Origin of the sequence: Gilliamella sp. B3367 (assembly GCF_026536825.1) — a bacterium.
GTDB classification, from domain to species: domain Bacteria; phylum Pseudomonadota; class Gammaproteobacteria; order Enterobacterales; family Orbaceae; genus Gilliamella; species Gilliamella apicola_E.
On sequence record NZ_JAFNNJ010000001.1, the window covers coordinates 496341 to 512745 of the forward strand.

Below are 16405 nucleotides of genomic sequence, written 5' to 3' on the forward strand. Positions count from 1 at the left end.
AGGAAAACAAAATGAATACCGGATTTGTGTTGCTACAAAAATATCTAATGACTCCGATGGCTAAAATATCGCAGTTTAAGATTGTAAGGGCAGTAATGGCAGCGGGGATGGCATCAGTTCCTTTTTGTATCGTTGGGTCGATGTTTTTAGTATTTAATACATTACCAATGACATTTACTGGATTAGAAACTCTTTTCCAAAATACCATTTTCAAAGTAAGCGATCTTTATATGATTGCGAACACAGCGACAATGGGAATATTGGCGCTTTATTTTAACATTGTAGTTGGTTATGAATTAACCAAAATTGAGGAAGAAGAAACCGGTTTAAAAGTGAATGCGCTTAATGGTGCTATGTTATCAGTATTTGCTTTTGTTATGACTTTACCGGAATTAGTTCTACAAAATGGTTCTATGGTATTGCTTAGTGACCAAAGTGAAGTCTTCAATGGATTACGATTACAACCATTTGTTTTCCGATTAGGTACTTCGGGTATTTTTATTGCAATAGTAATGGCTATTGTGGCAACTCAACTTTATTTCCTCTGTGTACGTCGTAATTGGGTGGTTAAAATGCCTGAAACCGTTCCATTAGGTGTATCACGCTCATTTACTGCACTAATTCCAACCTTTGTTATTGCTTTTACAGTTATTATTTTAAATGGTATTTTAATTTTCTTTGGTACTGATATTTTCGATATTATTGGTGTTCCATTTACCTTTGTAACCAATTTGACTAAAAGCTGGCTTGGTATTATGGTCATTTTATTTTTAATTCATGCGCTTTGGGTTGTAGGTATTCATGGTGCAAGTATCATTGGTGCTTTTATAACACCAATAATGCTGGCTAATATGAATGAAAACGTTGGTGGTGCTCATATTCCATTTGCGGGAGAGTTTAACAATTCTTTGGTTATTTTAGGTGGTTCAGGTTCTACACTTCTTATGACATTCTTTATTGCTTTTTGTGCTAAGTCGAGTCAATTGAAAATTTTAGGTCGAGCCTCAGCAGTTCCTGCAATCTTTAATATCAATGAGCCAATTATTTTTGGTATGCCGATAGTTTATAACCCATATCTTGCCATACCATTTTTATTAGCGCCAATGGCTTGTGGTACTTTAGGTTATTTTGCTATAAGTAGTGGTTTTATGAATCCTATTATTGCGCTAGTGCCGTGGCCATCACCAATGGGATTAGGGGCATTTATTGGTACCGGTGGTGATTATCGTGCTATGTTTGTTGCGATACTTTCAGCAATATTAGCTTTGGTGATTTATTTGCCGTTTGTCAAAATGTACGACAATAAACTTTATAAAGAAGAACAAGTAAAATCAGAAACAGATGTTCAAACTGAAGAATAAGTCACAAAATCGTTTAATGAATTATTCTTGTTAAGGTAGTAATAGATAGAAAAAATAAATTGATATAATAAAAAACCCGTTATAGTAAACGGGTTTTTTTATTGCTATTATCTGATGATTATTCAGGAATAATCTCAACAATAATTTTAGCAAAAGCTTCGCTATGTACTTGGAATAACACTTCGTGTTCACCAGTAGTACGTAATACACCATTTGGCAGGCGAACTTCGCTTTTTGATACTTGAATACCACGAGCTTTAACTGCATCAGCGATATCACGAGTACCAATTGAACCGAATAGACGACCTTCATCACCCGCTTTAGAAGTAATAGTTACTTTACCTAATGCATTGATTTCAGATACGCGCTCTTCTGCGGCTTTTAACGTTTCTGCTAGTTTTGCTTCTAATTCAGCACGACGCGCTTCAAAGAATTCAATATTCTTTTTAGTCGCAGGTACTGCTTTACCTTGTGGAATTAAAAAGTTACGAGCATAACCCGCTTTAACATTAACTTGATCACCTAAGCTGCCTAAATTAGCAACTTTATCGAGTAGAATAATTTGCATTATATGTTCCCTCTGTTGCTAATTACTGATGGTTGTCAGTATATGGTAATAATGCCAAGTAACGAGCGCGTTTGATAGCGCGAGCTAATTGACGTTGATATTTTGCGCTAGTACCAGTGATACGGCTTGGTACAATTTTACCACTTTCTGTGATATAGCTTTTTAATAAAGAAACATCTTTATAATCAATTTCTTTAACGCCTTCTGCTGTAAAACGGCAGAATTTGCGACGACGGAAATAACGTGCCATTTGGCTATTCTCCTAATAGTTTAATTTGGTCAGCATGTAAAACTAATTGACTGGTTTTATCTCGTTTAGTATGTGTGCTGATAAAGCCACTTACTAATACTTTGCTGCCTTTTTTAATACTGTAACTTAACTCTTGTTGTCCACTGACAATAACTGGCATTGTGCACCATGCTTGTCTTGGGAATCCTGCTTCTATTTGTTCAGAAACGTGTTCTAAATAAAACTGGCAGTGTAAAATCCCACTGGGACTCATTTTTTTTATCGGGGTTTTGGTAACCAAGCCCGACAAAACTAAACGATTATTCTTCTGAATCATCGTCCATGTTTACATCGCTATAATCTTCTTCTGAACTACGACGTTCATCTTTAGCTTTTAGCATAGGTGATGTTTCAGTTACAGCGTGTTTTGTGCGCATAATTAAACTGCGAATTACTGCATCATTGAAACGGAAGTTATCTTCAAGTTCATTGACTGCTTCTTGAGTAGCTTCTACATTCATTAACACATAGTGTGCTTTATGCAGTTTTTCGATAGGATAGGCTAATTGGCGACGACCCCAATCTTCTAAACGATGGATTTTTCCACCATCAGTGGTTAATGTACCAGTATAACGTTCAATCATACCAGGCACTTGTTCACTTTGATCTGGGTGAACCATAAATACAATTTCGTAATGACGCATTATCGCTCCCTACGGATTAATCAGCTTTCTGTCGGGGCAACCGCAACCCATTGAAAGCAAGGAACATGAAAATTAAGCGGTTGAAATCGACGGCGCATTATATATCAAATTAATCTCTTTAACAAATGAATAAGTTATAAAAATACGATTTGGCTATTTACGAGGAAAATATAGTCTTAATCATCAAAAAAACGGCTACTAGCTCCCTCAAAAACCCCGTTCCTCAACTTTTTTTATCAAAATATGAAGCGTAAATATAAAAATGTAACGATATCTATACATTTTTGTCATTAAAGTATGCTATTCTTAACAGAATAAAAATTTAAAATTAATAGCTATTTTTTTAGGGAGTGTTTATATGGCTGAAGAAACCATTTTTAGTAAGATTATTCGCCGTGAAATTCCTTCTGATATTGTCTTTCAAGATGATAAAGTTACTGCATTTCGAGATATTTCGCCTCAAGCTCCTACACATATCTTAATTATTCCCAATAAATTGATTCCAACCATAAATCATATAGAAGCGTCTGATGAAGCTTTGCTTGGTCATATGGTGGTAGTGGCAGCTAAAATTGCCAAGCAGGAAGGTATTGATGAAAGTGGTTACCGTTTAATTATGAATTGTAATAAGGATGCGGGACAAGAAGTCTTTCATATTCATATGCATTTATTGGGCGGTAAAAATTTAGGGCGATTAATAGGTTAACTTATATGAAACAGTTTAAACGTACCGCAGTAATTAGTATGCTGGCTTTAAGCTTGGCTGGTTGTCAACTTTTAGGTTCTAATCAAAAAACTGAAGTTAAAGCCCCAATTGAAACACCGAGTGATCCAGGTGTAGTAGATACGCCTCCACAGATTGCAAAGACAATTGATTGGAATACAATTTTATCACCTCTTGTAAATAAAATAATGCAATCTTCATCCTCAATTGAAGGCAATAAAGTTTTGTTGATTAGTGACATTCAAAATCGCAGTGGAGATTATTTAGCAACAAATCAGGTTGATGAAACGTTACATAGCTTAATGAATAAACAAAATCTTTTTACTGTCGCTGATAGGCAATCTATCAACCGAGCCAAACAAGCATTAGGTATTTCGGCTGATGATAAACTTGTATCACGAAGCAAAATGATAGGCTTAGCAAAATCAATGAATGCTGGATATGTGCTTTTTACTACACTTTATAAATCTCCATCAGAAAATGATAATGCAAACCTTTCTATGGAGTTACTTTCAACGCAAACTGGTGAAATTTTACAACGGGTAACATCAAAAGATGTGCCATCGGATAATGTTCAAGGGGCTGCGGAGTAATGGGGCCTTTATTGATTGATGTGCAAGGAACATCGTTAACTAATGATGATGTAAAGCTTTTACAAAATCCGTTGGTTGCAGGTATCATCTTATTTAGTCGTAATTACGAAGATCCAGAACAATTAACTGAACTGATTAAACAGATTCGTGCTACCACATCTGAGCGTTTATTAATTTCGGTCGATCATGAGGGGGGGCGAGTTCAACGCTTTAAAAAAGGTTTTACCCATATTCCTCCTGCTCAATCATTCGCATTGCTTAATGATATCGAACAGGCTAAATCATTGGCCTTTGATGCTGGCTGGTTGTTGGCTATAGAATTGATTGCCTACGATATCGATCTTAGTTATGCGCCGGTATTAGATTTAGGCCATGAGTGTTTAGCAATAGGTAGTCGATCCTTTCATTCAGATATCAATATTGCTTATCAAATTGCATCATCTATGATTGATGGTATGCATTGTGCAGGGATGAAAACAACGGGTAAACATTTTCCAGGTCATGGTCATGTGATTGCTGATTCTCATAAAGAAACACCAATTGATCATCGATCTAAAGCACTTATTGAAAATGATATGCAGATCTTTGCAAAATTGATCGCAGAAAAGAAACTTGATGCCATTATGCCTGCTCACGTCATTTATCCTGAATTTAATGATAAACCAGCTAGCGGATCAGCATTTTGGCTTAAAACTGTATTACGTGAACAATTACATTTTAATGGCATTATATTTTCGGATGATTTATCAATGGAAGGTGCAGCGATTTTAGGTAATCATGCTCAACGAGCAGAAGCTGCACTTAATGCTGGTTGTGATTTATTATTGGCATGTAATAACCGCAATGGCACATTAGCTATTTTAGATGCGTTGACTAATTTAAATAAAAAACAATCATTACTAACTGATAAAGCAAAACAGTTATTGACGACAACTAAAATCAATTGTGTTGACTTAATTAATAGCCATGAGTGGCAAGTTCGTCATAACAATTTAATGAAGTTAAATGAAAAGTGGGAAAATTATAATGCAAGCAGCCATCATTGAAATCGATAATAATTCAAAACTGTTGGCTTATAATAATGTAGCAAAAGCGCTATTTTCTATTAATTTATTGAATTTAAATCAAAAATTTGATTATCAAAATGTATTTAATTTGGATGCAGCGTTCAATTTAGCTCAGCATGATGATGCTATTATTGTTTTAAATTCGCAGTATTTTTTATTGCAAAAAGTCCGTGAATCATTCAAAATTACTTTTGTTTTACAACCGGTTGAATATTTAAAAAGACGACTATCAAAAATCAATGTTGTTGGCAGTCATGCTTTTGATATTTTCGCCGTTCAAAGTCAAGCTATGCAAAAGTTGATTGCTCAAGCTAAAGCATTTTCGGTGCAACGAGAACCATTACTAATCACTGGTGAAACTGGGACTGGTAAAGATTTATTAGCTAGCGCATGTCACCAATATAGTCCTAGGGGTGATAAAGCTTTTTTAGGTTTAAATTGTGCAGCAATGCCCGATGATGTTGTTGAAAGTGAACTTTATGGACATGCAGCAGGCGCTTATCCCGGAGCAGTTGAAAGTAAAAAAGGTTTTTTTGAGCAAGCAAATGGTGGTTCTGTATTACTTGATGGCATTGATGAGATGTCATTCCAAATGCAAACCAAATTATTACGTTTTATTAATGATGGATATTTTCGAAGAGTAGGTGACGATAACGAAGTTTACGTTGATGTTAGAATCATCTGTGCGACTAAAGTTGATTTAGCTGAGTTGGTGGAACAAGGAAAGTTTAGGAAAGATCTTTATTATCGCTTGAATGTATTGTCTTTAAATTTACCTTCACTAAAAGAGCGCAAGGATGACATAGAACCACTTACTCATATTTTCATTGATGAATTTGCTAATAAGCAAGGTATTACCCCGCCAAAAGTGAGTCAGGATGTTATTCCTTACTTAACGCAATACTCTTGGCCAGGTAATGTAAGACAGCTTAAAAATGTACTTTATTCCGCATTATCTCAATTGACATCATCACAATTAACAGTAAAAGATATTGTTCTACCTACGATAACATCGACCCAAGTTTCTTGGATCAATGATATCGAAAATAAAACACTTGATGAAATGACCAAACAATTCGAAAAAGAAGTTTTAAAAAGCTTGTATACCGAATATCCAAGCTCTAGAAAACTCGCAAAAAGATTGGGTGTATCGCATACTGCGATTGCTAATAAGCTCAGGGATTATAGGGTGGGGCGGTAGTTTGTTGGTTCACTAGTAAACACATTAAACTCTTAAGGATAGGAAAAGTTATTGAGACTAGATAGAACTGATACGGATTTACAATATCATATTTTATTATAAAAAGTTTTTATAATATTTCTTTACAATATACAATACTAATATACAAAAATTTACTTTTTTTAAAGAATGGAGTTTTAGTACAAAAAAGAAATTAATTTTGATCATTAATAAGCTATTTATTTAAATACTTATTTTATATTTATTTGATTTCAAATAATTATGTTTTTATTTAATTTAATAATCTAACTAAAAAGAGAAAAAATATGAAAGTTGTTATTTTAGCTGGTGGATTAGGTACAAGGTTAGGAGAAGAAACTGGTATAAGGCCAAAACCTATGGTTGGAATTGGTGGACACCCGATACTTTGGCATATAATGAAAATTTATTCATTTTATGGTTTCAATGATTTTGTAGTTTTAACAGGGTATAAAAGTGAAGTAATTAAAGATTATTTTGTAAACTATTATCTTAATAATTCTGATGTAACTGTTGATTTATCTACCAACAATGTTGAAGTTCACCAAAATACTTCTGAACCTTGGAAAGTTACAATGTTATATACGGGAAGAGATACTTTAACTGGTGGACGAATTAAAAAAGCTCAAAAATTTATTGGTAATGAACCTTTTATGTTAACTTATGGCGATGGAGTAGCTAATATTGATATTAATAAGCTTATACAAAACCATAAAGATTCTGGAAAACTAGCGACATTAACCGCTTACCAACCGGAAGGTCGTTTCGGCTCTATCGACATTTCATCTGATGGTCAAGTTAATAAATTTCAAGAAAAGCCTAAAGAGGGTGGAGCATGGATCAATGCAGGATTTTTTGTATTACAACCAGAAATATTTGATTATATTCCTGATGATGATAGCGCAATTTGGGAACAAGAACCTTTGAAAAAATTGTCTAGTGATGGTCAATTAAATGCTTATAGGCATCATGGCTTTTGGCACGCTATGGATATGTTAAAAGATAAAATAGATCTAAATAATATGTGGGCTGAAAATAAAGCACCTTGGAAAATTTGGAAAGATTAAATGTCAAAAAAAATTTTAGTAACAGGGTATTCTGGATTTATTGGCAAAGCTGTTGTTAATGAGCTTATAACTAGAGGATATGATATAGTTGGCATTTATCATCAACGAAAATTAGATGATAATGAACAATTAACTCAAATTGAATTAGATTTATTTGATTTTCATAAAGTACAAAAGTTTTTAGCTTCAAATAAATTTGATCAAATGATTCATCTAGCTTGGTATCTGGGACCTAAATGTCACTCTGAAAATGTAAATTTACAGTGGTTATATGCCTCTTTAAACCTGTTTTATGAATTCTATAAACAAGGTGGCTCTAAAATTTTGTGTAATGGTACAGTGTCAGAATATAACTTTTCCTATGGATATTTATCAGAAAATATAACCCCATTAACAAATAAATCTTTGCATGGAGCTTGTAAAGCAAATTTATTCAATATAATGTCTTCTTTTTGTGAGCAAAATCAAGTTGATTTCAAGTGGGCAAGAGTCTTTAATTTATATGGTCCAAATGAAAAATCCTCTCGATTAATGCCTTCAGTCATTAATTCAATGTTAAAAAATGAAGACGTAAAAGTTAGTGATTGTTTAAAAATACAAGATTATTTACATGTTTTTGATACCGCAGCAGCTATTGTAGACTTGTTTGAAAGTGGAGTTAATGGTGCTGTCAATGTTTGTTCAGGTACTCCAATTAAACTTAAAGTGATTGTTGAAAAGATCGCTGAACTGACTAATTTTGAAGGAAATATTTTGTGGGGTGCGATTCCTCAAAGTTTTGATGATCCTTTTATTGTTGGTAATAACCAGAAACTAGTTGAACAGGTAGGATGGAATCAAAAAATAAGTTTAGATGATGGTTTAAAAATAACTATAGATTGGTGGAAAAATAACAATGTTTAATAATGTTTATAAAAATAAAGTTGTTCTCGTAACAGGCCATACAGGTTTTAAAGGATCTTGGCTATCAATTTGGTTAAATATGATGGGAGCTAAAGTTGTTGGTTATTCTTTAGACCCTTATTCTGATAGAGGTAATTTTAATGCTTGTCATTTAAGTGAGAAATTGTTTGCTGATATCCGTGGCGATGTTCGTGATTATGATAAGTTGAATAATATTTTTCAAACTTATAAGCCTGAAATCGTTTTTCATTTAGCTGCTCAAGCGTTAGTCAGAACAGCTTACGAAAACCCAAAAGATACTTATGATATTAATCTTATGGGATCTTTAAATATTTTGGAAGTAAGTAGACATCATGATTTTGTTAAGCAAATTATTATGATTACTTCAGATAAATGTTATGAAAATATTGAACAGATTTGGGGATATAAAGAAACCGATCGAATGGGAGGATATGATCCTTACTCAGCGTCTAAAGGTTGTGCTGAACTGATGATTTCATCTTATCGAAATTCTTATTTTAATCCTAAAGATTATCATATTCATGGTAAAGCGATAGCAAATGTAAGAGCTGGAAACGTTATTGGCGGTGGAGATTGGTCGGATAATCGTTTAATACCTGATTGCATTCGCTCTATTGAATCAAATCAGAATATTGAAGTTAGAAATCCAATTGCTACTAGACCATGGGAGCATGTTCTCGAACCTTTATCTGGTTATCTTAGAGTTGGAGAGAAGCTTATAGAAGACCCAATTAATTATTCTACTAGTTTTAATTTTGGTCCAGATATATCTGCTAATAAGACTGTGTTAGAGGTCGTAAATCGATTAGTTGAATATTATGGGAAAGGTAAAGTCGTCAATGCTTCTGATCCAAATGCAGTTCATGAAAATACATTATTAAATTTAGATGTGACGAAGGCCTATGTAATGTTAGGTTGGAGAGCAGAGTGGGGGTTACAAGAAGCTTTAGAAAAAACTGTTGATTGGTATAAAACCTCACTGAATAATGACGATATGTATGAATTATGCGTTAAACAAATTCTAGAACATGGGGATAGTATTGTAAAATGAAAACAACTATCTTAGGTAGTGGCATAGCCGGAATATCTGCAGGATATCATCTTAAGCAAAAAGGGATTGATAGTATAATTTATGAAAAAGATTCTGATTGGGGAGGATTGTGTGGTAATTTCATGATAAATGGCTTCCGCTTTGATCGTTTTGTTCATTTATCATTTGCTGATGACGAATCTATTCATAAATTATTTGCGAGTAATGAAGGGATGTATGAACATACACCTTTACCAAGTAATTTTTACAAAGGAAATTGGTTAAGACATCCTGCACAGAATAATTTGGCTCCTTTATCGAATTCTGAAAAGGTTAAGATAATTTGTGATTTTGTTAATAGAGAAAAAAAAGAGACTTCTCAAATTAAAAATTATGATGAGTGGTTAAGAGTTCAATATGGTAATTATTTTGCTGAAAACTTTCCATTTGTTTATACACGTAAATATTGGGGAGTAGAACCAAAAGAATTAGAAACTAAATGGGTTGGAGTTAGGATGTATACGCCTGATTTTAAACAGGTACTTGAAGGCTCTTATGAAACCCAAGACGAGTGTTTTTATTTTGCTAAAAAAATGTTTTATCCTAAAAATGGAGGATTCAGGAGCATCATTAATAACTGTAGAAAAAATTTGAATATTCAATTTAATAAGAGAGTTGTCAAAATTGATCCAAATCTCAGACAATTAGAGTTTCATAATGGTGAAATTGAAGATTATGAAAGTCTTATATCTACTTTGCCTCTACCTGAAATCATAAAAATGTTACCGAATGTACCTTTAGCAATAAAAGATGCTGCAAAAAAATTAAGACATACATGTGGGTATCAAATATCTTTAGGTTTTAATCGTCCTGATATTGCTAAGTATTTATGGTTCTATATTTATGATGAAGATATATTATCTGCTAGAGTATATTCGCCTAGCTTAAAATCTTCAGATAATGCTCCAATTGGATGTTCATCTCTTCAAGCAGAAGTTTTTTTTGATAATAAAGCTGAAATATTACCTCCTGAAGTAGTATTAAAAAATACAATTGATAAATTAATTCAAATCGGTGTCTTTGAAGAAAAAGATATTATTGTAAAAGATATTCGTTTTGAACCTTATGCAAATATTACTTTTGTTCATAGCATATATCAGAATAGAGATTTGATTTTAAAGTATTTGGATGATTTAAATATAAAATCTATTGGACGATTTGGTAAATGGGAATATGCTTGGTCTCATCAATCTTTTGAAGATGGAAAGAATGTAATATGAAAAAAGTTGTTTTGACAGGGGGGACTGGATTAATTGGTAAAGAGACAATACCTTTTTTGATTAATAAGGGGTTTGATGTTTATTCAATTAGTCGTCATAAATGTGAGATTAGTGGTATAACTCATATCCAAGCTGATATTTTTAATAATATTGAAATTGAAAGAATTATATCAGATATTAAACCTCAATATTTGCTACATTATGCTTGGCTAAGCACCGGTTTATTTAATGATAACAGTAACTTTGATTTTTTAATTGCTTCAATTCAATTACTTAAATCTTTTGCCAAAAATGGTGGAAAAAGAGCTGTTATGTCAGGTACTTATGCTGAATATGGATACCAATCTGATATTTTATTAGAATCAATGCCTGCTGAACCAATTAATATTTATAGCCAATGTAAAAATCTTACTTATCAAATAGCTGAATTATTTTGCAAGAATAATAATATTTCTTTTGGGTGGATGCGAATTTTTTCTGCTTTTGGAAAAGAACGTGATTCAAGGCGCTTGACGGGTTATATTATTGAACAACTCAATGCGAATCAAAAAGTTGTTATTAAAAATGGTAAATTGATTAGAGATTATATTTATTCCAAGGATATTGCCGCCGGTTCTGTTGATTTTTTGGATAGTAACGTCGAAGGCATTGTAAATTTTTGTTCTGGCTTAGGTTTAAAAATTGAAGATTTTGTTATGGCAATAGCTAGTTCTTTGAATAAGGAAAGATTAGTTGAGTTTCAAAGTAATCATTCTGACGTATCACAACAGTTAAAAGTGATTGGAAGTAATGCTCGATTAACTAACGAAGTTAAATTTACCCCTCAATATTCGCTTCAAGAAGCAATAAAAGATATGTTAATGTCTTAATCACGTGTTTTTTGTGAAAATATAAATTGAATAATCTTTTGATGAGAAAATAAAATGAAAAATTGCAATGTAAGTAATGTTGTAACTACAAAAAAAGAATTTCTTGTATCAGTCTTGTTGGCTATATATAAAGTTGAAGATTACTTAGAAGAATGTTTAGATAGCATATTAGCTCAAAGTTATCAGAATTTAGAAATAGTTTGTGTTGATAATGGCTCTCCTGATAATTGTGGTGAAATTTTGTTAAAATATCAAGAAAAGGATCCACGAATTAAAATTATAACTTTACAAGATAATAGAATGTTGTGTGGAGGGCGGAATGTTGGCTTGGATAATGCTACCGGTGATTTTATTTGTTTTGTTGATCCTGATGATTGGATTGAAAAAGATTGGATCAAAAGCATGGTCGACGCAATTGAAAAATTAGATCCAGAAGGTGAAAAATATAATTTAGTGATTAATCATAATGCTATAGACTATATAATTGAAGACGGCATCATAAAAATAATATACAAATATGCAGATCATACCATTTGTGGCGATTATACTATTAAAGATTATAATTTTAGAACCGAGATTGAAACCAATGTTCCCATGTGGGGTAGGCTTTATCGTAAAAAATTTCTAGATCAGTTTTCAATCAGATTTATTGAAGGTTTTCACACTGATAATATTCCATATACAACTAAACTGTTAGCCCATATGAAGCATTTTTATATCATGTCTGAAAAGAATGCTAACAATAACTATTGGCGCCGTTTATTTATTAAAGATGTTTCATTAACAAATGTTGTTTTGTTTAAAAATTTTGAAATCCCATATGCTTTAGAAAATTTATATGATTATTTACAACTTCATAGTTTGGAAAACGAAGTTAAAGTGATGTTTTATACTTTCTTCAAGTTATGTTTTTATCGTCATTTTGACCAGCCTAAATATTATTTAGCTTTTAAGAAGCTTATGACGAAAATGGAAGATACCATTAAAGTTAACCCAGATTTGTATAATATTGAAGAGGTTACACTCTGTAATTTGTTGATTTACTCTAATGGATTTTTTGATTTTTGTGATAGATATCACTCTACATTCAGAGAAGTTCCACTTAGTCAATTGCACGAAAAAAATTATTCAATTGTTAAGTTATTTGGTGTTATACCATTTTATAAGAAAAAATCGTATAAAAATACTTCATATTATTCTATATTAGGTATTCCTATTTGGAAAATCAAAGTAATAAATAATAGATATGTTTATATGTATTTATTCAACTTTTTAAGAATTCTTAAAAAATACTAAATTAGTTATTTTTCATATATCATAAAGTGAATTGCTATTAATACTAAACTTTATATAGATTAGTTATTCTACGTAAGTGGAATGATTTATTATTGAGCATTAATTAATATAAAATAACTTACTGAGTTATTTTGTAAGATATATTTGTAATTAATAAATCTATTATTAATTACAAATATCGTTATTATGTATTGAGTTGTAATTTATTTTTTAACTTAATCTCTATCACTTATTTCATAAAAATTATAACGATTTATTTTAATTAAATATCAAATTAAACAATTGATTTACGAGAGGTCAGGATGGGAAAAAGTAAAATAAATAATGTTATTAAGTATAAAGAAGAATTTCTAGTGTCTATCTTATTATCAATATATAAAGTTGAGTTATACTTGGAAGAATGCTTAGATAGCATATTAGCTCAAAGTTATCAGAATTTAGAAATAGTTTGTGTTGATAATGGCTCTCCTGATAATTGTGGTGAAATTTTGTTGAAATATCAAGAAAAGGATCCACGAATTAAAATTATAACTTTACAAGATAATAAAATGTTATGTGGCGGACGAAATGTTGGCTTAGATAATGCTACTGGAGATTTTATTTGTTTTGTTGATCCTGATGATTGGATTGAAAAAGATTGGGTTAAAAGCATGGTGAATGCAATAGAGCAATTAGATCCTGAAGGAGAAAAATATAATATAGTCATCAATTATAATGCGATAAATTATTTAGTAGAAGAAACAACAAATGAGGTCAAAATACTTTGCGAAACTTCAGAACAGATGGCAAAAGGCGATTATACAATCAGTGATTATAATAAGAAGCCAGAAATTGATACGAATATTCCTATGTGGGGAAGACTTTATCGAAAAAAATTTCTAGATCAGTTTTCAATCAGATTTATTGAAGGTTTTCAGACAGATAATATTCCCTATACAACTAAGCTGTTAGCACATGTTAAGCATTTTTATATCATGTCTGATAAGAATGCTAATAATAACTATTGGCGTCGTTTATTTATTAAAGATGTTTCATTAACAAATCTGGTTTTATATAAAAATTTTGAATTGCCAGAAACTTTAGATAATTTATATGATTATCTGAAAATTAAAGGGTTAGAAAATAATGTCAATGTAATGTTTTTCAGAATTTTTGAAGTTTGTTTTGAATATCATATTGACCAACCTGGGTATTATCTAGCTTTTAAAAAGTTAATGACTAAGATGGAGGATACCATTAAAAATAACCCTGATGTATATAATTCTCAAGAGGTTACACTCTGTAATTTGTTGATTTACTCAACAGGTTTTTTTGATTTTTATGGACGATATCAATCTTTATTTGGAAAAATACCATCCAGTAAACCGTATGAAAAAAATTATTCAATTGTAAAGTTATTTGGTTTTATACCATTATATAAGAAAAAATCGTATAAAAATACTGCATATTACTCTATATTAGGTATTCCTATTTGGAAAATCAAAGTAATAAATAATAGATATGTTTATATGTATTTATTTAACTTTCTAAGAATTCTGAAAAAATACTAAATTTATTTGATGCTTTTATGTATAACATAGGTAATAGCTATATTGCTGTTTAATTCTTTTTACACTATTTGTTTTTAGAAATAGTGAATTATTTACCTATTTAATAAAATTAACATCAAAGCTTACAAATGTATTATACTGTTAATCAATATATTATTTATTAATTTTATTATGGCGCTAAAATATAATTCATTTACTACTCTTCAGCAACTTTGGCCTTTCGTTAAACCTTATAAAAAAGCTTTATTAATTGCAATTATAGGTTTATTTTTAAATGCTGCCACAGATTCGACATTAATATCACTTACTAAACCATTGCTTGATCATGGATTAATGGATAAAAATTATTCTCTTTTGATTGCAATTGCAATTGCAATTATAGGTTTAATTTTATTAAGAGGCTTGTCTAATTATATCTCAACATATTGTCTGTCTTGGTTATCAGGAAAAGTGGTTACTAAATTTAGACAGATGATATTTAATCATTTAATTAAAAGTCCTACCAGCTTTCATGATAAGCAATCTGTAGGTGATTTAGTTTCTGTTATTACTTTCAACACACAGATGTTATCTAAAGCTTCTTCTGATGCTTTAATAATACTTATCCGCGAGATAACTTACGCTATAGGATTATGCATAGTTATGCTATACGGAAGTTGGAAGTTAGCTTCAGTGCTTATAATTCTAGTTCCCCTAATTATTTTTGTAGCTCAGTTTATTGCTAAAAAGTTTAGGCAAACCATTGCCTCAATGCAGCAGGGAATGGGCCAAATTGCTATAGCTAGTGATGAAATGTTAAAAGGACATAAGGAAGTTCTGATTTTTAATGCAAAAGATTATGAAAAACGTAATTTTAATAATATAACTAATAATGTCCGAAAGGGAATGTTGAAAATAGAAGTAGTTTCACGATTATCAACACCCTTAATTCAGCTAATTGCGACAATAGGTTTAGGATTCATACTTTATTTAGTTGCTACGCAAAATTTAGATATTACACCTGGATCATTTACGGTTGTTTTTTCTGCAATGATAGCTGTAATGCGTCCATTACGAGAACTAACAAGTCTTCATGTTGAGCTTCAAAAAGGTGCTGTTGCATGTGAATCACTATTTTCACTTTTAGATTCTCCATTAGAGAATGATAATGGAACTATTGTTGTTGACCGAGTAAAAGGTAATATTGAGTTTAAAAATGTTACTTATACTTATCCAACACGAAATGTGCCAGCACTTAATAACTTCTGTTTAAAAATAGAGGCAGGTCAAACTATAGCTCTTGTAGGCCGTTCAGGAGCAGGTAAGTCGACAATTGCAAGCTTATTGCCACGTTTTTATGATGTTTCTATAGGTGAAATTCTGATAGATTCTATAAATATTCAAAAATATACATTGAAATCATTACGCAACCAAATTGGTTATGTATCACAAAATGTTCATTTATTTAATGGTACTATTGCTGAAAATATTGCTTATGGAGAAAAAGAACTTCATAGCGAAGATGATATTCTCAGAGCTGCTAAACAAGCAAATGCTATTGAGTTTATTAATAAGTTGGAACACGGAATAAATACTGAAATAGGTGATAATGGTATTTTATTATCAGGTGGACAAAGACAACGGATAGCAATAGCACGTGTTTTATTACGTGATAACCCTATATTAATTTTTGATGAAGCGACTTCTGCATTAGATAATGAATCAGAAAGGCTTGTGCAAAAAGCGTTAGAAACACTTCAGAAAAATAGAACATCAATTATTATTGCTCATCGGCTATCTACAATTGAAAAGGCGGACCGTATTCTTGTTATTGATGACGGAAGAGTAATAGAAGATGGTAACCATGAGACATTGATGAGTTTGAATGGAACTTATGCACAAATGCATAAAATGCAATTTAATAGCTAGAGCAGACAGTATAGAT

General features: G+C 31.4%; 17 protein-coding genes. 13 read left to right on the forward strand and 4 right to left on the reverse strand.

Annotated elements, in window-relative coordinates; all coding sequences use genetic code 11:
- Window positions 1-11: 11 nt before the first annotated feature.
- The gene (celB, locus tag J3U23_RS02175; RefSeq protein ID WP_267338303.1) at window positions 12-1361 is read left to right on the forward strand and encodes a PTS cellobiose transporter subunit IIC; all 1350 of its coding nucleotides are present in this window, start codon (window positions 12-14) and stop codon (window positions 1359-1361) included.
- Window positions 1362-1479: 118 nt separating this feature from the next.
- On the opposite strand, the gene rplI is transcribed toward celB, so the two are convergent.
- From rplI to rpsF, 4 genes are read right to left on the reverse strand one after another with little or no spacing between them, the layout of a single operon-like run.
- Window positions 1480-1929: a 50S ribosomal protein L9 gene (rplI, locus tag J3U23_RS02180; protein ID WP_065563077.1), complete on the reverse strand. Its 450-nt coding sequence runs from the start codon at window positions 1927-1929 to the stop codon at window positions 1480-1482.
- A 22-nt stretch (window positions 1930-1951) separates the two neighbouring features.
- Complete coding sequence (gene rpsR, locus J3U23_RS02185; protein ID WP_025314965.1) at window positions 1952-2179, reverse strand: 30S ribosomal protein S18; 228 nt, start codon at window positions 2177-2179, stop codon at window positions 1952-1954.
- Window positions 2180-2183: 4 nt separating this feature from the next.
- A complete protein-coding gene (gene priB, locus J3U23_RS02190; protein WP_065563076.1) occupies window positions 2184-2495 on the reverse strand; it encodes a primosomal replication protein N in 312 nt (103 codons plus the stop codon).
- Window positions 2479-2862, reverse strand: coding sequence for a 30S ribosomal protein S6 (gene rpsF / locus J3U23_RS02195; protein WP_034882519.1), 384 nt, complete (start codon window positions 2860-2862; stop codon window positions 2479-2481). The genes priB and rpsF overlap by 17 nt, the downstream gene beginning before the upstream one ends.
- 358 nt (window positions 2863-3220) lie before the next feature.
- On the opposite strand from rpsF, the gene hinT reads away from it, so the two are divergent.
- From hinT to msbA, 12 genes are all read left to right on the forward strand, one after another.
- Window positions 3221-3568, forward strand: a complete 348-nt coding sequence (gene hinT, locus J3U23_RS02200) for a purine nucleoside phosphoramidase (RefSeq protein WP_267330180.1) — start codon at window positions 3221-3223, stop codon at window positions 3566-3568.
- Window positions 3569-3573: 5 nt separating this feature from the next.
- Entirely contained in the window at window positions 3574-4179 is a 606-nt protein-coding gene (locus J3U23_RS02205) for a penicillin-binding protein activator LpoB (protein ID WP_065563074.1), read from the forward strand.
- Entirely contained in the window at window positions 4179-5225 is a 1047-nt protein-coding gene (gene nagZ, locus J3U23_RS02210) for a beta-N-acetylhexosaminidase (protein ID WP_267330182.1), read from the forward strand. Before J3U23_RS02205 ends, nagZ begins: the two co-directional genes overlap by 1 nt.
- Complete coding sequence (locus tag J3U23_RS02215) at window positions 5206-6447, forward strand: sigma 54-interacting transcriptional regulator (protein ID WP_267338304.1); 1242 nt, start codon at window positions 5206-5208, stop codon at window positions 6445-6447. Before nagZ ends, J3U23_RS02215 begins: the two co-directional genes overlap by 20 nt.
- A 305-nt stretch (window positions 6448-6752) precedes the next feature.
- Window positions 6753-7532, forward strand: coding sequence for a glucose-1-phosphate cytidylyltransferase (rfbF, locus tag J3U23_RS02220; protein ID WP_267338305.1), 780 nt, complete (start codon window positions 6753-6755; stop codon window positions 7530-7532).
- On the forward strand, window positions 7533-8435 hold the full coding sequence (locus J3U23_RS02225) for an NAD-dependent epimerase/dehydratase family protein (RefSeq protein ID WP_267338306.1): 903 nt from the start codon (window positions 7533-7535) through the stop codon (window positions 8433-8435).
- Window positions 8428-9507 (forward strand): CDP-glucose 4,6-dehydratase, encoded by a 1080-nt coding sequence (gene rfbG, locus J3U23_RS02230; protein WP_267338307.1) that lies wholly within the window; start codon window positions 8428-8430, stop codon window positions 9505-9507. The genes J3U23_RS02225 and rfbG overlap by 8 nt, the downstream gene beginning before the upstream one ends.
- A complete protein-coding gene (locus J3U23_RS02235; protein ID WP_267338308.1) occupies window positions 9504-10766 on the forward strand; it encodes a protoporphyrinogen/coproporphyrinogen oxidase in 1263 nt (420 codons plus the stop codon). The genes rfbG and J3U23_RS02235 overlap by 4 nt, the downstream gene beginning before the upstream one ends.
- Window positions 10763-11635 (forward strand): NAD-dependent epimerase/dehydratase family protein, encoded by an 873-nt coding sequence (locus J3U23_RS02240; RefSeq protein ID WP_267338309.1) that lies wholly within the window; start codon window positions 10763-10765, stop codon window positions 11633-11635. The genes J3U23_RS02235 and J3U23_RS02240 overlap by 4 nt, the downstream gene beginning before the upstream one ends.
- 54 nt (window positions 11636-11689) lie before the next feature.
- Window positions 11690-12931 carry a glycosyltransferase family 2 protein gene (locus J3U23_RS02245; protein ID WP_267338310.1) on the forward strand — a complete coding sequence of 414 codons (1242 nt, stop codon included), beginning with the start codon at window positions 11690-11692 and terminating at the stop codon, window positions 12929-12931.
- A 302-nt stretch (window positions 12932-13233) separates the two neighbouring features.
- A complete protein-coding gene (locus J3U23_RS02250; protein ID WP_267338311.1) occupies window positions 13234-14481 on the forward strand; it encodes a glycosyltransferase family 2 protein in 1248 nt (415 codons plus the stop codon).
- 171 nt (window positions 14482-14652) lie between these two features.
- On the forward strand, window positions 14653-16389 hold the full coding sequence (gene msbA / locus J3U23_RS02255; protein WP_267338313.1) for a lipid A export permease/ATP-binding protein MsbA: 1737 nt from the start codon (window positions 14653-14655) through the stop codon (window positions 16387-16389).
- Window positions 16390-16405 lie beyond the last annotated feature (16 nt).